Source organism: Streptomyces sp. NPDC025651 (genome assembly GCF_055558735.1).
Window position 1 is genome coordinate 280,511 of the sequence record NZ_JBVHLZ010000005.1, and the last position, 16,869, is coordinate 297,379.

Annotated in this window: 14 protein-coding genes; 2 read left to right on the forward strand and 12 right to left on the reverse strand. The window is 72.0% G+C overall.

The window, feature by feature from the left end:
* Window positions 1–121: 121 nt before the first annotated feature.
* From ACZ4D5_RS20660 to ACZ4D5_RS20675, 4 genes are all read right to left on the reverse strand, one after another.
* On the reverse strand, window positions 122–3,928 hold the full coding sequence (locus tag ACZ4D5_RS20660) for a multifunctional oxoglutarate decarboxylase/oxoglutarate dehydrogenase thiamine pyrophosphate-binding subunit/dihydrolipoyllysine-residue succinyltransferase subunit (protein ID WP_467773816.1): 3,807 nt from the start codon (window positions 3,926–3,928) through the stop codon (window positions 122–124).
* A gap of 276 nt (window positions 3,929–4,204) precedes the next feature.
* Entirely contained in the window at window positions 4,205–5,284 is a 1,080-nt protein-coding gene (locus ACZ4D5_RS20665; protein WP_467773817.1) for a HAMP domain-containing sensor histidine kinase, read from the reverse strand.
* Window positions 5,285–5,297: 13 nt separating this feature from the next.
* Complete coding sequence (locus ACZ4D5_RS20670; protein ID WP_362328692.1) at window positions 5,298–6,038, reverse strand: response regulator transcription factor; 741 nt, start codon at window positions 6,036–6,038, stop codon at window positions 5,298–5,300.
* 65 nt (window positions 6,039–6,103) lie between these two features.
* On the reverse strand, window positions 6,104–6,781 hold the full coding sequence (locus ACZ4D5_RS20675; RefSeq protein ID WP_467773818.1) for a spermine/spermidine synthase domain-containing protein: 678 nt from the start codon (window positions 6,779–6,781) through the stop codon (window positions 6,104–6,106).
* Between the two features lie 173 nt (window positions 6,782–6,954).
* Between ACZ4D5_RS20675 and ACZ4D5_RS20680 the strand changes: the two genes are divergently transcribed.
* Window positions 6,955–7,734 carry a rhomboid-like protein gene (locus ACZ4D5_RS20680; protein WP_467773819.1) on the forward strand — a complete coding sequence of 260 codons (780 nt, stop codon included), beginning with the start codon at window positions 6,955–6,957 and terminating at the stop codon, window positions 7,732–7,734.
* A 9-nt stretch (window positions 7,735–7,743) separates the two neighbouring features.
* Here the strand turns inward: ACZ4D5_RS20680 and ACZ4D5_RS20685 are convergent, their stop codons facing one another.
* The 7 genes from ACZ4D5_RS20685 to ACZ4D5_RS20715 form a co-directional block, all read right to left on the reverse strand.
* A complete protein-coding gene (locus ACZ4D5_RS20685) occupies window positions 7,744–8,436 on the reverse strand; it encodes an ATP-binding cassette domain-containing protein (RefSeq protein WP_467773820.1) in 693 nt (230 codons plus the stop codon).
* Complete coding sequence (locus ACZ4D5_RS20690) at window positions 8,433–9,116, reverse strand: hypothetical protein (RefSeq protein WP_467773821.1); 684 nt, start codon at window positions 9,114–9,116, stop codon at window positions 8,433–8,435. The genes ACZ4D5_RS20685 and ACZ4D5_RS20690 overlap by 4 nt, the downstream gene beginning before the upstream one ends.
* Entirely contained in the window at window positions 9,113–9,256 is a 144-nt protein-coding gene (locus tag ACZ4D5_RS20695) for a hypothetical protein (protein ID WP_467773822.1), read from the reverse strand. The genes ACZ4D5_RS20690 and ACZ4D5_RS20695 overlap by 4 nt, the downstream gene beginning before the upstream one ends.
* Window positions 9,253–10,212, reverse strand: a complete 960-nt coding sequence (locus ACZ4D5_RS20700; RefSeq protein ID WP_467773823.1) for a zf-HC2 domain-containing protein — start codon at window positions 10,210–10,212, stop codon at window positions 9,253–9,255. The genes ACZ4D5_RS20695 and ACZ4D5_RS20700 overlap by 4 nt, the downstream gene beginning before the upstream one ends.
* Before the next feature lie 34 nt (window positions 10,213–10,246).
* Window positions 10,247–10,906, reverse strand: a complete 660-nt coding sequence (locus ACZ4D5_RS20705; RefSeq protein WP_467773824.1) for an RNA polymerase sigma factor — start codon at window positions 10,904–10,906, stop codon at window positions 10,247–10,249.
* 284 nt (window positions 10,907–11,190) lie between these two features.
* Complete coding sequence (locus ACZ4D5_RS20710) at window positions 11,191–12,252, reverse strand: methyltransferase (RefSeq protein ID WP_467773825.1); 1,062 nt, start codon at window positions 12,250–12,252, stop codon at window positions 11,191–11,193.
* 91 nt (window positions 12,253–12,343) lie between these two features.
* Window positions 12,344–13,210 carry an oxidoreductase gene (locus ACZ4D5_RS20715; RefSeq protein WP_467773826.1) on the reverse strand — a complete coding sequence of 289 codons (867 nt, stop codon included), beginning with the start codon at window positions 13,208–13,210 and terminating at the stop codon, window positions 12,344–12,346.
* A gap of 171 nt (window positions 13,211–13,381) precedes the next feature.
* Here ACZ4D5_RS20715 and lon point away from each other — a divergent pair, with 171 nt between their 5' ends.
* Window positions 13,382–15,802, forward strand: coding sequence for an endopeptidase La (lon, locus tag ACZ4D5_RS20720; protein ID WP_467773827.1), 2,421 nt, complete (start codon window positions 13,382–13,384; stop codon window positions 15,800–15,802).
* A gap of 68 nt (window positions 15,803–15,870) precedes the next feature.
* Here lon and ACZ4D5_RS20725 read toward each other — a convergent pair whose 3' ends face one another.
* The gene (locus ACZ4D5_RS20725; RefSeq protein ID WP_467773828.1) at window positions 15,871–16,704 is read right to left on the reverse strand and encodes a lysozyme; all 834 of its coding nucleotides are present in this window, start codon (window positions 16,702–16,704) and stop codon (window positions 15,871–15,873) included.
* Window positions 16,705–16,869 lie beyond the last annotated feature (165 nt).

Genomic DNA, 16,869 nt, shown 5'->3' on the forward strand with positions numbered 1-16,869 from the left:
TCCTGATGCGGACGGTTCGTTCCGCCTCATGGTAGGCGCAGGTCGGGTCCCGATACGCCGGTGGGCCCGGCCCCGAGTCAAGACTCGGGGCCGGGCCCACCGCACGTGGGGCCGTCGAGGACTACGCCTCGAAGACCTCGCTGATCAGCTGGTCCTGCTCGGCCTGGTGACGCTTGGCCGAACCGACCGCCGGGGACGAGCTGTGCGGGCGCGAGATGCGGCGCAGGCGCTCGTCGTGCGGGATGTCCGCGCCGACCGCCAGGTCCAGGTGGTCGATGAGGTTGAGGGCGATGAAGGGCCACGCGCCCTGGTTCGCCGGCTCCTCCTGCGCCCACAGGTACTTCTCGGCGTTCGGGAACTTGGCGATCTCCGCCTGGAGCTCGGCACCCGGCAGCGGGTACAGGCGCTCGATGCGGATGATCGCGGTGTCCGTGGCGCCGCGCTTCTGACGCTCGGCCTCCAGGTCGTAGTACAGCTTGCCCGCGCAGAAGACGACCTTGCGGACCGCCGACGGGTCGACGTGGCTGTCACCGATGACCGGACGGAAGCCGCCCGTCGTGAACTCCTCCGTCTTCGAGGCCGCCGCCTTGAGGCGCAGCATCGACTTCGGGGTGAAGACCACCAGCGGCTTGTGGTGCGGGTTGTGCACCTGCCACCGCAGGAGGTGGAAGTAGTTCGACGGCAGGGTCGGCATGGCGACCGTCATGTTGTTCTGCGCGCACAGCTGCAGGAACCGCTCGATGCGGGCCGAGGAGTGGTCCGGGCCCTGGCCCTCGTAACCGTGCGGCAGGAGCAGCGTGACACCGGAGTGCTGGTTCCACTTCTGCTCGGCGGCGGAGATGTACTCGTCCACCACCGTCTGCGCGCCGTTGACGAAGTCACCGAACTGCGCTTCCCACATGACGAGGGACTCGGGACGGGCCAGCGAGTAGCCGTACTCGAAGCCCATGACCGCGTACTCCGACAGGAGCGAGTCGTAGACGTTGTAGCGCGCCTGGTCCTCGGAGAGGTACATCAGCGGCGTGTAGTCCTCGCCCGTCGCGCGGTCGATGAGGACCGCGTGGCGCTGGCCGAACGTGCCGCGGCGGGAGTCCTGGCCCGACAGGCGGACCGGGGTGCCCTCCAGGAGCAGCGAGCCGATGGCGAGGGTCTCGCCCATGCCCCAGTCGATCGTGCCCTCTTCGACCATCGTCGCGCGGCGCTGCAGCTGCGGCAGCAGACGCGGGTGGACGGTGACCCGGTCGGGGATGTTGACCTGGGACTCGGCGATCCGCTTGACGACCTCCTGGGAGATCGCGGTGTCCACGTGCACCGGGAACTCGGCCTGCGGCGAGGGCACTTCGGCCTGCGCGGGCTGCGAGACGGCCTCGCGGACCTCGGTGAAGACCTTCTCCAGCTGGCCCTGGAAGTCCTGCAGCGCCTGCTCGGCCTCTTCCAGGGTGATGTCGCCGCGACCGATGAGGGACTCGGTGTAGAGCTTGCGCACCGAGCGCTTCTTGTCGATCAGGTCGTACATCAGCGGCTGCGTGAACGCCGGGTTGTCCGACTCGTTGTGCCCGCGGCGGCGGTAGCAGATGAGGTCGATGACCACATCCTTGTTGAACGCCTGGCGGAACTCGAAGGCGAGGCGGGCGACGCGGACGACGGCCTCGGGGTCGTCGCCGTTCACGTGGAAGATCGGCGCCTCGATCATGCGGGCCACGTCGGTGGCGTACATGGAGGAGCGCGACGACTCCGGGGCGGCGGTGAAGCCGACCTGGTTGTTGATGACGATGTGGACCGTGCCGCCCGTGCGGTAGCCGCGCAGCTGCGACATGTTGAGCGTCTCGGCGACCACACCCTGGCCCGCGAAGGCCGCGTCACCGTGCAGGGCGACGGGCAGGACCGTGAAGTCCGTGCCGCCCTTGTTGATGATGTCCTGCTTGGCGCGGACGATGCCCTCGATGACCGGGTCGACCGTCTCCAGGTGGGAGGGGTTGGCGGCCAGCGAGACCTTGATCTGCTCGCCGTCCAGGCCGGTGAAGGTGCCCTCGGCGCCCAGGTGGTACTTCACGTCGCCGGAGCCGTGCATGGACTTGGGGTCCATGTTGCCCTCGAACTCGCGGAAGATCTGGGCGTACGACTTGCCGACGATGTTGGCGAGGACGTTCAGGCGGCCGCGGTGGGCCATGCCGATGACGACCTCGTCCAGGCGCGACTCGGCGGCGCTGTCGAGCACGGCGTCGAGCAGCGGGATGACGGACTCGCCGCCCTCCAGGGAGAAGCGCTTCTGGCCGACGTACTTCGTCTGGAGGAAGGTCTCGAAGGCCTCCGCGGAGTTCAGCCGGCGCAGGATGCGCAGCTGCTCCTCGCGCTCGGGCTTGGTGGCGTGGGTCCGCTCGATGCGGTCCTGCAGCCACTTGCGCTGCTTCGGGTCCTGGATGTGCATGAACTCGACGCCGGTGGTGCGGCAGTACGAGTCGCGCAGCACGCCGAGGACGTCGCGCAGCTTCATCATCGACTTGCCGGCGAAGCCGCCGACCGCGAACTCCCGCTCCAGGTCCCACAGGGTGAGGCCGTGCTCGGTGATGTCCAGGTCGGGGTGCTTGCGCTGCTTGTACTCCAGCGGGTCCGTGTCGGCCATGACGTGGCCGCGGACGCGGTAGGAGTGGATCAGCTCGAAGACGCGGGCGGCCTTCGTGACGTCGTCGTCGTGCGAGGCGTCGATGTCCTTGAGCCAGCGGACCGGCTCGTAGGGGATCCGGAGCGCCTTGAAGATCTCGTCGTAGAACTCGTTCTCGCCGAGGAGGAGGTTCGCGACGATCCGCAGGAACTCGCCGGAGGCGGCGCCCTGGATGACCCGGTGGTCGTAGGTCGACGTGAGCGTCATGACCTTCGAGATGCCGAGCTTGTTCAGGGTGTCCTGGGAGGTGCCCTGGAACTCCGCGGGGTAGTCCATGGAGCCGACGCCCATGATGACCGACTGGCCGGGCATCAGGCGCGGGACCGAGTGGACGGTGCCGAGGCCGCCGGGGTTGGTCAGGGAGACCGTCACGCCGGTGAAGTCGTCCATGCCCAGCTTGCCGTCGCGGGCGCGGCGGACGATGTCCTCGTAGGCCTGCCAGAACTCGAAGAAGTTCAGGGTCTCGGCCTTCTTGATGCCCGCGACGACCAGCTGGCGGTCGCCGTTGGGCTTCACCAGGTCGATGGCGAGGCCGAAGTTGATGTGCTCCGGCTTGACCAGGGTGGGCTTGCCGTCCTTCTCCTGGAAGGAGTAGTTCATCGACGGCATGGCCTTGATGGCCTGCACCATCGCGTACCCGATGAGGTGCGTGAAGGAGATCTTCCCGCCGCGGGCGCGCTTGAGGTGGTTGTTGATGACGATGCGGTTGTCGAAGAGCAGCTTCACCGGGACCGCGCGGACCGACGTGGCCGTCGGGACCTCGATCGAGGCGTTCATGTTCTTCGCGACCGCGGCGGCGGGGCCGCGCAGCGTCACGTACTCGGGACCGGCCGGGGCTGCCTCAGCCGGGGCCGCCGGCTCCGCCTTGGCGGCGGGCTTGGCGGCGGCGGGCTTCGCGGCGGGGGCCGGAGCGGCGGCCGCGGGCTTCGCGGCGGGCTTGGCGGCGGCCGGAGCTGCCGGGGCGGCGGGCGCGGGAGCCTTGGCGGCGGGCGCGGCAGGCGCGGCGGGAGCACTGGTGGACGCGGCCCCCGCGGCCGCGTCACCCGCCGGCTTCGCCGGGGCGGCGGCTACGGAAGCGCCCACCCCCGGCTTGTAGTCGGCGAAGAAGTCCCACCAGGCTCGGTCGACCGAATTCGGGTCCTGGAGGTACTGCTGATAGATCTCGTCGACGAGCCACTCATTGGGACCGAAGGCAGCAGCAGGGTCCTTGCCCTGCCCGTCTTGGTCGGTCGAGATGCTCGAGTTACTGGGGGACTGTGGCGACACGGCGGTAACCGCCCTCTTCCGCTTCACAAGGTGATGGACAGCGGAAATAAAGGCTACGCCTCCTCAGGCGCGAGGTGCAGACCGGGCCCGGCATCCGTCGCGTAAGTCACACTGGATACGGGGTTTCGGCGCTGTAAATGGCGGGAAACAAGCGAGGTTCCGCAACGCCAGATGGCCGCGCGGGTACCCCGATGAGGCGTCTCCACGCGGCGGCGGGCCCCGGGCGCGCTGGGGAGGCGCCCGTGCATCGCTTCCGCTTCGAACCCTACGTCAACCTCAGGATTCGGGCAGGCCCGGAAGGGTGACCTGGATCCGGCAGCCGCGAGGGGATTCGGCCACCCCGATGTGACCGCCGTGCAGATCGACCGCCCAGCGCGCGATGGCGAGGCCGAGACCCGTGCCGCCGTCGTTGCCCGGGCCGTGCGCGGGGGCGCCCGCGTGGCTGCCGCGGTTGAAGCGCTCGAAGACGCGGTGCCGCTCCGACTCCGGGATGCCGGGGCCCTCGTCGAGCACCTCCAGGTCCAGGGACTCGGGGTAGAGGCCGCGCCGGGCCCGCACCGTCACGCGCCCGTGCGGCGGGCTGTGCTTGACCGCGTTGTCGATGAGGTTCGCCACCACCTGGTGCAGGCGCTCCGCGTCCGCGTGTGCCGTCAGCTCCGGCGGCGAGACGTCGAGGTGCAGATGGACGTCCGTACGCGTGTGGCTGCCGGAGCCCGACGCGATGCCCGCGCGCGCGGAGGCCACCATGTTGGCCTCCTTCAGGACGCCCGAGAGATAGGGCCAGACCTCGAAGCGGCGGGCCTTGAGCGGGACGACACCGTTGTCGAGGCGGGAGAGGTCGAGGAGCGTCTCGACGAGGCGGCCCAGGCGCTCGGTCTGCTTCAGGGCCGTGCGCATCGTCTCGGGGTCGGCGGCCGATACGCCGTCGACGACGTTCTCCAGGACGGCGCGCAGGGCGGCGATGGGGGTGCGCAGCTCGTGCGAGACGTTGGCGACGAGCTCCTTGCGCTGGGTGTCCTGGGCCTCCAGGTCGTCCGCCATCGCGTTGATCGTGGAGGCCACGTCGCCCAGCTCGTCGCGCCGGTCGGCGCCGCGCGCCCGCCGTGTGTAGTCGCCGTGGGAGACGGCGCGGGCCACCGCGTTCATCTCGTCGAGCGGCGCGGTGAGGCTGTGCGCCACGAACTGGGTGATGAGGAGCGTGGCGATCACCGAGAAGACGGTGATGAAGCGCAGCTCGGTCTCGGTCTTCATCGCCACCAGGAGCAGGCCCGTGGTGATGAACACCGAGACGACCACGAGGGCGCCCAGCTTGGTCTTGATGGAGAACGGCCGCAGTCCTCCGAAGGGTCCGCTCATCACGCGACCCGCCTCACGGCGCGGGGGTCTCCAGCGCGTACCCCACGCCGTGCACCGTGCGGATCCGCTCGGCACCGATCTTCCGGCGCAGCGCCTTGATGTGGCTGTCGACGGTGCGGGTGCCGGACGCGTCGGCCCAGTCCCACACCTCCGCCAGCAGCTGCTCGCGGGAGAGCACGGCGCGCGGGGTGTTGGCCAGACAGACCAGGAGGTCGAACTCCGTGGGCGTCAGATGGACGTCCTCGCTGCGCACTCGCACACGCCGCTGCGCGTGGTCGATCTCCAGCTCGCCCAGGCGCAGGATGCCGCTGCGGGGCGTGGTCGCGGCGAGCGCGGCGCGTTCGACGCGGCGCAGCAGGACGTGCACCCGGGCCGCGAGCTCCCGCATGGAGAACGGCTTGGTCATGTAGTCGTCCGCGCCGACCCCGAGCCCGACCAGCATGTCCGTCTCGTCGTCGCGCGCGGTGAGCATGAGGACGGGCACCGGACGCTGCGCCTGAACCCGACGGCAGACCTCCAGGCCGTCGAAGCCCGGCAGCATGATGTCGAGGATCAGCAGGTCGGGCTGCCAGGCCTGCGCGGTGTCGACCGCCGAGGGGCCGTCTCCCGCCGTTTGCACGACAAAACCCTCGGCACGCAGCCGGGCGGCGATGGCGTCGACGATCGTCGGGTCGTCCTCGACCACCAGCACCCGGCGCTGCGCGCCCGGCATCGCCGCCGTCGCGCCGTTGTGGGAGGTGTGTGTCTGCTCCATCGCCCGCCCCTGACACTGATCGCTTGTGTTCGGTCAGCAGAGTACGGGTCGCGAAGGCACCTCGGCTACGCAGCCCTGACGCCGAGGTGGACCACGTCCGGGACGCCTCGGGCAACGGGGATCTCTTCGGTTCGTACCCCCTGGAATCCGGCATTCCGTAGAGCGTCGTCGAAAGCGGACGAGGGCTGGGCCGACCACACGGCGAGCACACCGCCGGGGTTCAGGCGGTCTTTGCAGGCGGCCAGACCGGCAGGCGAGTAAAGGGAGTTGTTGTCCTCCGTCACCGTCCAGTCGGGGCCGTTGTCGATGTCCAGGCAGAGCGCGTCGTAGGTCTGTGCGGTGCCGAAGAGATGTGCGACGAGGTCCGTGTGAAGAATTTGCGCACGTGGATCGGCGAGTGCGGCGCCGGACAGTTCGGCGAGGGGGCCCTCGCGGTGCCAGTCGATGATCGCCTGCTCGCGCTCGACGATGGTGACGCGTCCCCAGCGGGGGTCCGCCGCGGCGTGCGCGAGGGAGAAGCCGACGCCGAGGCCGCCGATCAGGACGGTGGGCTCGGGGCGTTCGTCGAGGGCGTCGCGCGCCGCGTCGACGAGCAGCCGCTCGGAGCGGCCGTCGGAGGTGTCCATCAGGAAGCAGCCGTTGGCGATGATCTGCAGCAGCTCACCGTGGCGCCGCAGTACGACCTCTCCGTACGGCCCCTCACGCCGGTCGATGACGACGGGGGCGGTGGTGTGGGTGTGCATGGCGACCAGGGTAGGAGAGGGCGCGGGCGGGGCCGGGCGTCGGCGGCGAGGGGCACGGCGACGCAGGAATCGCCTCAAGGGTTGCTGTGAATCGGACCTCACGTGGCGCCGGTCATAGACAACGCCGGAAAAAAGGGCAAAGGGTGGGCGGGGACGGAAGGAGCGCCTCACCCGTGAACCAGAGCGTGCGGCCCGCCGGGGCCGTGCCCGACGCCATGACGCCGGGCACCCTGAACGGAATACCGCGTCAGCCCTCGCCGGAGGGGAGCCGCGGGCGAGAGGGCGCCGCGCCCGCGAGCGCAAGCGGCACGCGCCGGCGCTCCCGGTTCCGGCCCCGGCATCTGGTGCCCTCGCCCAAGGGGACTCCCTTCACCTTCGGGTACGCGCTCGTGCTCGCCGCCACCTCCGTCCTCACCGAGTACGCCGACCCGGGCCTCGTCTCCACCCTGCTGGAGGGGTCGAGCACCGACGTGGCGCACCTCGCGCACAGCCCCGTCCTCGTCCTGATCGCCAGTGCCCTGTGGATCGCGGGCGGCATCACCTCTCCGTACGCGATCGTCTTCCTGCTGGTGCTCACCGCGCTGGAGCGCCGCATCGGCGGCCTGCGCACCGCCGGTGTCTTCCTGCTCGGCCACGTCGTCGCCACGCTCGCGACGGAGGTCCCGGTCGGCTTCTCCGTGCTCGTGGGCCATCTGCCGGACAGCTCCCTGCACCGTCTCGACTACGGGATCAGCTTCGGCGTCGCCGCCAGCGTCGGCGCGCTCGCGGGGCTCCTGACGCCGTGGCTGCGCTGGGCCGTCCTCGGCGGCTTCGGCTGGATGCTGGTCGACGACCTGATCGCGTTCACCGACCCGATGACGAACTGGGGCCATCTCCTGGCGCTGCTGGTCGGCGTCTCCACCTGGCCCCTGCTGCGGCGTTGGCGCGGCCCGCGGTCCGCGTCCGTCTCCTAGCGGGGCTCCTCACGGCAGTACGGCGGCGTACCCGCCGAGTGCCGCCAGGGCGTTTGCCGTGCCGTGGAAGCGGAGCCTGCCGTCCGCGAGGACGAGTACGTCGTCGCAGGCGCCGGTGATGTCCTCCATGAGGTGGGTGGAGACGACGACGGTCGCGGACTCGCCGATGGCGCGCAGGAGCGCGTGCAGGCGCTCGCGCTGGGCCGGGTCGAGGCCCGTCGTCGGCTCGTCGAGGAGGAGCAGGTCGGGTTCGTTCACGATGGCCTGCGCGATGCCGACGCGCTGCTTCATGCCGCCGCTGAGCGCGCGCAGCTTCGTGTCGAGGCGGTCGGTGAGGCCCACGCGGTGCGCGGCGTGCTCGACGGCGGCGGGGACGTCGCGGGCGGGGACGTCCTTGAGCCAGGCCGTGTAGCCGAGGAACTCACGGGTCGTGAAGTGCCGGTACACGCCGAACTCCTGGGGCAGATAGCCGAGGCGGCGGCGTACGGCGAGCAGGCCCGCGTAGTGCGAGGGGTCCTCGCCGAGCAGGGTGAGCCGGCCCGCGGAGGGCTCCGCGGCGGTGGCGAGGACCCGGATCAGGGACGTCTTGCCCGCGCCGTTCGGACCGAGCAGGCCGTGCACGCCGGTGGGCAGCCGCAGATCGATGCCGTCGACGGCGGTACGGCGCCGGTGCCGGACGGTCAGGCCGCGGGCGGTGATCACGGGGTGGGCTCCTTGGGGGAGGGGGACGGGTCCCCGGGCTCGACGGCCGGGGGGACGGCGGCCGGCCGGGCCGGTCGCGGGGGTGGCGGGGCCGCTTCGCCGGACAGCATGAAGACCGGCAGGAGCGCCGCGAGGAGGAAGCCGCCCACGGCCAGCGCGGGGGCGACCAGGCGGAAGGGGAACCAGCGGCCCAGGACGAAGGCGGCCAGGCCCGCCAGTGCCGCGAGGTTCGCGAAGCTTGCCGTGGTGAACAGGGCGTCGACGGTCTCGTCCCGCGAGAGGGTGGGGATCAGGCCGGGGCCGTAGTCGTTCCGGAGCAGGGGCAGCGCGGCCGCGCAGGGCCAGAACACGGCGGGCAGGGCGCCGAGCAGGACGCGGTGGACGGATGAGCGGACCGAGGTGTGCCGCAACCACGCGGTGCGGCACCGCCGTTCCCGGGACCCGTGCCATCCGGCGCACAGGGCGAACACCGACAGGGCGGGCGCCACGGCGGACGCGGACACCTCGCCGTGCTCGGCGCCGAGCGCGTGGACGGCGCAGGACCACAGGACGGCGACGCAGAACAGCTTCGCGGCGGGGCCGCGCCGCAGCTCCGTCACCAGAGGACTGACCCGTGCGCGGCGGCGGAGCCCCGCGGCCTTCGCGCCGACCGTGCGGGCGTGGCGCGAGGCCGCCCTCACCGCCGCGCCCCTTGCTCGCGGGACTCCGTCGGCTGGGCGAGGGTGATGTCCGCCGTGCAGACGGCGAGCAGCGTGCCCGCCGATGACCAGTCCGGCGCGGGGGCGGCCCGCAGGGGGCGACGGGGCGAGGCCGCGCTCACCGCCGTGCCCCCGCCCCGTCGAACGACCGCCGTCGCGCGTAGAGGACCCCGCAGCACGCCAGGGCCCCCGCGGCCCAACCGCCCTGCGCCAGCGTGTCCATGAGGGGGCGCAGGGCGTCCTGGGCCGCCTCTCCGAAGGGAGGGCGCAGTTCCTCGCGCACGGCCAGGCGGCCGGTCAGCGGTACGCCCACCGCGAGCAGCCAGGCGCCGCCCGTCGCCAGTGCCGCGGGCCCGCAGCCCATCCAGGAGCCCAGGGCCAGCGTCGCCAGAGACATCCCGAGGGCGGGCAGCAGCCAGGCCGCGGCGTTCAGCGCGCCGTCGCCGCTGGGCAGCAGGAGGCCGGTGAGCGTCAGCAGCGGCAGGCAGACCGCGAGGACCTGGCCCGACCGCCACAGGAGCAGCTTCAGACCGCCCGACGGCGTCACCGCCGCCACTTCGTGGAAGGGGTCGGCCTGCGGGCCGTAGCTCATCGCGACGCCGAGGAGCGGCAGGAGCGGGGCGCACATCAGGAGCAGCGGGAGCAGGCCGTCGGTGCCGAGCTCGCGGGACTCCGCCAGCTGGGCGAGGGTGACGCCCGCCGCACAGACGGCGAGCAGCGCGCCCGCCCACGACCAGCGCAGCGCGGGGGCGGCCCGCAGGGCGGCGAGGGCGCGGCCGCCGGGGAACGGGCTGCCGAGAGAGCGGCTGCCGGGGAAGCGGCCGTCGAGGGAGGGTCTCGCCCGCTCGTCGGCGACCGTCGCGAGCACGCGCGCGTGCACCCCGTCCAGCCGCGCCCCGTTCGGGCCCTGGCGTACGTCGTGCACGACGAGGCCGGTGCAGCGGTCGCAGTCGTCCAGGTGTTCCTCGGCGGCGTACAGGGCCGCGTCGGGGAGGGTGCCGAGCGCGTAGCGGGACAGCCAGCTGCGCGGCAGGCAGGGGGCCTGTGGCGGTGGCGGGGCGGCGGGGGGTGAGGTCATCGCGGTTCCCGGTTCCTTCGGTTCCGTGTCAGGGCTATCGGCCGAGGCCGCGGATCGGTTCCGCATCGTCACCCCCACAAGCGCGTGCGGCGTCCGATACGCCGAGCCTGACGCGGAGTTCCTCGCGGCCGCGGCTCGCCCTGCTCTTGACGGTGCCTTCGGACACGCCGAGCCGCGTGGCCGTCTCGCGCACGCTGAAGCCGTCGATGTACCGCAGCGTCAGGACCTGGCGGGCCTCGTCCGACAGCATCGCGAGGGCGTCGCCGACGGACGTGCCGACGAGCGTGGAGGCGAGCGCGGTGTCCTCGGCGGACGGCACGACGAGCGGCCGCTCCTGCCCGGCCCGCGCCTTCTCGCGCTCCGTGAGGGCGTCCTGCCGCCCCCTGCACCGGAGTTGGTCGACGAGCTTGCGCTGCGCGATCGTCCACAGCCAGCCGCGGGCGTTGGCGTCCCGGAAGGTGTGCGCGCCGTGGTGCACGGCGATGAAGGTCTCCTGCAGCACGTCGTCGACGATGTGCAGGGCGACGCGCCGGTTGAGCAGCCGGGCCTGGAGCCAGGGGCTGTTGCGCGCCATCAGCTCCCGCAGCGCGTGGGTGTCGCCCGCGCCGAGGGCCTGGATGAGCCGTGCGTCGTACGAGGATCGGCCTGCCGCGCCGGCCGGATGTCCCGCCTCATGGGCCGGAGTTGACGTCATGGTGCCCCGATTGCTTGGTTCGCGGTCCACGGCCTCCCGGCCGCGGTGACGCTCCGCTATCGGTTGCATGCTCTGGGTTGGTTCCGTGGGGCTGGAAGGCGCAGGTGGGGGGCGTGTGGGGGCGCGGGGGTCCGGCTCCGGCGGGGGTGGGGGCCGCTGCGGGTTCGTCGTGGCTGATCGCGCGGCTCCCCGAGCCCCTTACGGGACTTGCCCCACGGGACGTGCCTCGGGGCCCCGGAGGGGGGGGCGGGGAACGGCGCGATCGGCCACAGTCGACCGGCGGATCAGGCCGACCAGGTCTTCGCCGTCGCCGTCGTCGCCGTCGCCTCCATGATTGAGGGGAACGAAGCCGTCGGGAGGGTTCGGGCCAGGGTCAGGCCGGACTCCGCGAGCAGGGACCTGAACTCCCGCTCGGTCCGCTCGCGGCCGTCGATCACCGCCGCCATCGCCACCGCCAGGGTCTTGCCGGGGTGCGGGTCGTTGCCCGCGGGGAGGACGGACTCCACGATCAGGAGCCGCGCCTCCGGCCGCATCACCGCGCGGACGTTGCGCAGAATCCGTACGCACGCAGGGTCGGGCCAGTCGTGCAGGACGTGTTTGAGGATGTACACGTCGCCGCCCTCCGGGACCTCCTCGAAGAAGTCGCCGGACTCCGCCCGCCACCTGCCCCGCACCTCGTCGTCCCCGGCCAGGACGTGCGTACTGACCGCGGGAGTCTGGTCGAAGAGCAGGCCCGTCAGGCCGGGACGCCCCCGCAGCACCGCGCGCAGCAGCCCGCCCCGGCCGCCGCCGACGTCCACCACGGTGCCCTTCTCCGGGAAGGGGTACGTGCCCGCGACCACCGCGTCGACCGGCCCCGACAGCGACGTCATCCCGCTGTCGAACAGCTCCCGCAGCTCCGGGTCGTCGGCCAGGTGCGCGAAGAAGGGACGGCCGAAGAGCCGCTCGAAGGACGGCCCCGCCTTGCGCACCGTCTCCTCCAGGGCCTGCGAGGTCCGCAGGAACGTGGGGTCGGTCAGCATCAGGACCGCCGCGTGCTGCGAGTGCGGCACGTCCGTGCGCAGCGCGTCCCCGAGCGGCGTGAGCCGGAACGCGCCCGCACCGTCCTCGCGGAAGACGCCGCGCGTGGCGAGGTAGCGCAGGACGCGGCGCAGATGCCCGGCGTCCGTGTCGGTGAGGTCGGCCAACTCCTCGGCGGTGCGCGGGCCCGACGCCAGATGGTCGGCCATCCGGCAGCGCGCGGCCGTGCGCAGCGCCGCCGAGAGGAGGTGCCCCAGCGCGAGCTCGATGAGCGGGCCCGTCACGTCCTGGCCGCCCGCGCCGCCGTACTCGGGTGTGTCCACCATGGAATCCCCTCCGTGGAAGCTCCGTGGAACGCGGAGCCTCCACCGTCCCAAGGGAACGCCCGCCGGGGAACGGGTCGTCGGCGGGCCGGGGTCAGCGGAAGGCCGTGTCCGAGCCGAGCTCCTCCACCGCGTCCAACTCCTCGATGCGCGACTGGAAGTGGGACCGGATCCAGCCGAACGCCTCGGCCCCCAGCGGCAGTCGAAGCGGCGGCTTGTCGAGACCGGCCACGGCGACGATCGCCTCGGCGGCGCGGTCCGGGTCGCCGGGCTGCCGGCCGTGCGTGGCCTCCATGGCCCGGCGCGCGGGGGCGATGATCTCGGCGTAGTCCTCCATGGGCGTGCCCCAGCGCAGCGAACGCCCGCCGAAGTCCGTGCGGAACGGGCCGGGTTCCACGATCGTGACGTGGATGCCGAGGTGGCCGACCTCGGCGGCCAGGGCCGCGGAGATCCCCTCCAGGGCGTACTTCGTGCCGACGTACGCGGTGCCTCCGGGGCCCGGCACCACACCGTTCACCGAGGACATCTGGACGATGTGACCCGAGCGCCGCCGCCGCATCAGCGGCAGCACGGCACGGGTGACCGTCATGACGCCGAAGACGTTGGTCTCGAAGTTGTCGCGCAGCTGCTCCTCGCTCAGCTCCTCGAAGGCGCCGAGGAGCCCGTACGCGGCGTTGTTCACGAGGACGTCGACGCGCCCGAAGTCCTGCTCGGCCGCGTCGACCGCGGCCCGCACCGACTCCGCGTCGGTCACGTCCAGGCGCAGGCCCCTGACCCGGTCGGGCGCGAGCGCCACCAGGTCCTCGACGGCCTTCGCGTCCCGGGCGGTGGCCACCACCCGGTCCCCGTGCGCGACCGCGGCGCGCGCCAGCGCCCGCCCCAGGCCGGAGCTGGTCCCGGTGATGAACCAGACCCTGCCGCCCGCGCCGCCGGCCGCCCCGTCGCGCTGCTCGGTCATCATGCTCCCCACCTGCGATGTCTTCGTGATTGCCGCCAGGAACCCTAGGGGTCCCGCCCGCCGGCCGGACAGCGATTTTCCGTGATCGCTCACAGCGAACACGCTGTGGGGAACATTGCGGCACTCATAAGCATTGAGTCGGTACAGCTCAACTTGAATGCCGAAGGGGAGATCATGGCTGCTGAGTCCACCTCGCACACCGCGCTCACGCTGCCCGTGCTGCCGCTCGACGACGAGGTCGTCCTGCCCGGCATGGTGGTGCCGTTCGACCTGTCCGACGCCGACGTACGAGCGGCGGTGGAGGCCGCACAGGCCGCCGCGCGGTCCAGTGGCGACAGCAAGCCGAAGGTGCTGCTTGTTCCGCGCATCGACGGGACGTACGCCGCGACCGGCGTCCTCGGCACCGTCGAGCAGGTCGGACGCCTCTCCGACGGCGACCCGGGCGCCCTCATCCGCGGCCGGGGCCGGGTGCGCATCGGCGCCGGCACCACCGGGCCCGGCGCGGCCCTCTGGGTCGAGGGCCTGAGGATCGACGACTCCGTGCCGGACCCGCTGCCGGGCGCCGTCACCGAGCTCGTCAAGGAGTACAAGGCGCTCGCCACCAGCTGGCTGAAGAAGCGCGGCGCCTGGCAGGTCGTCGACCGTGTCACGCAGATCGACGACGTCTCCGCGCTCGCCGACAACTCCGGTTACTCGCCGTTCCTCACCACCCAGCAGAAGATCGAGCTCCTGGAGACCGAGGACGCGGTCGCCCGGCTCAAGCTCGCCACCGCCCAGCTGCGCGAGCACCTCGCCGAGCAGGACGTCGCCGAGACCATCGCCAAGGACGTCCAGGAGGGCGTCGACAAGCAGCAGCGCGAGTTCCTGCTGCGGCGCCAGCTGGACGCCGTACGCAAGGAGCTGCGCGAGCTCAACGGCGACGGCAAGGACGCAGCCGAGGAGTCCGACGACTACCGCGCCCGCGTCGAGGCCGCCGACCTGCCCGAGAAGGTCCGCGAGGCCGCCCTCAAGGAGGTCGACAAGCTGGAGCGGTCGAGCGACCAGTCGCCCGAGGGGTCCTGGATCAGGACCTGGCTGGACACCGTCCTCGAACTGCCCTGGAACGAGCGCACCGAGGACGAGTACGACATCAAGGGCGCCCAGGAGATCCTCGACGCCGAGCACTCCGGGCTGCAGGACGTCAAGGAGCGCATCACCGAGTACCTCGCGGTGCGCAAGCGCCGCTCCGACCGCGGTCTCGGCGTCGTCGGCGGCCGCCGCGGCGGCGCGGTCCTCGCCCTGGTGGGCCCTCCCGGCGTCGGCAAGACCTCGCTCGGCGAGTCCGTCGCGCACGCCATGGGCCGCAAGTTCGTCCGCGTCGCGCTCGGCGGCGTACGCGACGAGGCGGAGATCCGCGGACACCGCCGTACGTACGTGGGGGCGCTGCCCGGACGGATCGTGCGGGCCGTCAAGGAGGCCGGGTCGATGAACCCGGTCGTGCTCCTGGACGAGATCGACAAGGTGGGCTCCGACTTCCGGGGCGACCCGGCCGCCGCCCTCCTCGAAGTCCTCGACCCGGCGCAGAACCACACCTTCCGCGACCACTACCTGGAAGTCGAACTCGACCTGAGCGACGTGGTGTTCCTCGCCACGGCGAACGTCCTGGAGGCCATCCCCGAGGCCCTGCTCGACCGCATGGAGCTCGTCCGCCTCGACGGCTACACCGAGGACGAGAAGGTCGTCATCGCCCGCGACCACCTGCTCCCGCGCCAGCTGGAGCGGGCGGGCCTGGACAAGGACGAGGTGGTCCTCGACGAGAGCGCGCTGCGCAAGCTCGCCGGCGAGTACACGCGCGAAGCGGGCGTACGCAACCTGGAGCGCTCCGTGGCGCGACTGCTCCGCAAGGTCGCGGCCCAGCACGAACTGGGCGAGCGGGAGCTGCCGTTCACCGTGACGGACGAGGACCTGCGCGGGCTCATCGGGCGGCCGCACCACGTGCCCGAGTCCGCCCAGGACCCGGCCGAGCGGCGCACCGCGGTGCCGGGCGTGGCCACCGGGCTCGCGGTCACCGGGGCGGGCGGTGACGTCCTGTTCGTGGAGGCGTCGCTCGCCGACCCGGAGACGGGGGCCTCGGGGCTCACGCTCACCGGTCAGCTCGGTGACGTGATGAAGGAGTCGGCGCAGATCGCGCTGAGCTTCCTGCGCTCGCACGGCGCCGAACTGGAGCTGCCGGTCGGCGACCTGAAGGACCGGGGCGTGCACATCCACTTCCCGGCGGGCGCGGTGCCCAAGGACGGGCCGAGCGCGGGCGTCACGCTGACGACCGCCCTCGCGTCGCTGCTCAGCGGGCGTCTGGTCCGCACGGACGTGGCGATGACCGGTGAGATCTCGCTGACCGGCCGCGTCCTGCCGATCGGCGGCGTCAAGCAGAAGCTGCTCGCCGCGCACCGCGCGGGGATCACCACGGTGATCATCCCGAAGCGGAACGAGGCGGACCTCGACGACGTCCCGGCCGAGATCCTGCAGAAGCTCCAGGTGCACCCGGTCACGGACGTGCGCCAGGTGCTCGAACTGGCCCTCACGGAGGCCGAGGTGAAGGTCATGGCCGCCGCGTAGCGGCCCTCATGGGAACGGCGGCCGCCCCGGCACGGGGGCGGCCGCCGTTCGTGTGCTCAGGCGCCGGCTCAGCCGTTGGCGAGCGCCTGCACCCTGTCGAGGGCGCCGTTGAACTTGTTGTGGTCACCGACCGTCGGCCCCGAGGAGGTGTACTGCCACATCGTGTGGAAGCCCCAGCCGGCCGGGAGTTCGCCCGGGGAGGTGTTGTACCGGGCGATCCACAGCGGGTTGCTGGCGCCGAAGCCGCTGTAATTGCCGGTGCACTGCTTCCACCAGCTGGTGGCGGTGTAGATGACCGCGTCGCGCCCGGTGCGGGCCTTGTAGGTGTTCAGGAAGTCACGGATCCAGCTGACCATCGCGGACGGGGACTTGCCGAAGCAGGCCGCCCCGTACGGGTTCCACTCGATGTCCAGCGCGCCCGGCAGCGTCTTGCCGTCGCGCGACCAGCCGCCGCCGTTGTCCACGAAGTAGTTCGCCTGCGCGGCGCCGCTCGTGGTGTCCGGCGTCGCGAAGTGGTACGCGCCGCGGATCATGCCCACGTTGTACGAGCCGTTGTACTGCTGGGCGAAGTAGGGGTTCTTGTAGTACGTGCCCTCGGTGGCCTTGACGTAGGCCCACTTCACGCCGCTGTTCCACAGCGTCGACCAGGCGACGTTGCCCTGGTGGCTGCTGACGTCGACGCCCTCGGTCTGGGTGGCTTCGCCACCGGCGGGCTTCCCGCCCTGGCCGTCGTGTTCGATGACGCCCTGGCCGAGGCGGGCGGAGCCGCGCTGCGGGACGTCGTCCGCCCGGGCCGCCGTGGGGAGCGTCAGGAGGAGGGAGAGGGCGGACAGTACTGCGAGGAGAACCCCCGCCGGCGACAAGCGCGAGCGGCGGGCCGGTCCGGGTCTGTGCACGGGCATGTGCGTGCCTCCGAAGGCCTCGGTGGTGCTCGGTGGGGACCTGTCGACATGTCATGGTGTGAACATGTCACTTGAAAAGCTACGCACGTAGACCCGCACTGGGGAAGAGGGCCAGAGTTCTGCCGTTGGTCCACTCCTGTGGCGGTGCCGTACGAGGGGCACCGC

What these genes read in the sequence shown, in the direction of transcription:
- ACZ4D5_RS20665 (WP_467773817.1), bottom strand. Translation starts at nt 5,284, where the DNA reads ATGAGCGGACCCTTCGGAGGACTGCGGCCGTTCTCCATCAAGACCAAG.
- ACZ4D5_RS20670 (WP_362328692.1), bottom strand. Translation starts at nt 6,038, where the DNA reads ATGGAGCAGACACACACCTCCCACAACGGCGCGACGGCGGCGATGCCG.
- ACZ4D5_RS20675 (WP_467773818.1), bottom strand. Translation starts at nt 6,781, where the DNA reads ATGCACACCCACACCACCGCCCCCGTCGTCATCGACCGGCGTGAGGGG.
- ACZ4D5_RS20700 (WP_467773823.1), bottom strand. Translation starts at nt 10,212, where the DNA reads ATGACCTCACCCCCCGCCGCCCCGCCACCGCCACAGGCCCCCTGCCTG.
- ACZ4D5_RS20705 (WP_467773824.1), bottom strand. Translation starts at nt 10,906, where the DNA reads ATGACGTCAACTCCGGCCCATGAGGCGGGACATCCGGCCGGCGCGGCA.
- ACZ4D5_RS20710 (WP_467773825.1), bottom strand. Translation starts at nt 12,252, where the DNA reads ATGGTGGACACACCCGAGTACGGCGGCGCGGGCGGCCAGGACGTGACG.
- ACZ4D5_RS20715 (WP_467773826.1), bottom strand. Translation starts at nt 13,210, where the DNA reads ATGATGACCGAGCAGCGCGACGGGGCGGCCGGCGGCGCGGGCGGCAGG.
- lon (WP_467773827.1), top strand. Translation starts at nt 13,382, where the DNA reads ATGGCTGCTGAGTCCACCTCGCACACCGCGCTCACGCTGCCCGTGCTG.
- ACZ4D5_RS20725 (WP_467773828.1), bottom strand. Translation starts at nt 16,704, where the DNA reads ATGCCCGTGCACAGACCCGGACCGGCCCGCCGCTCGCGCTTGTCGCCG.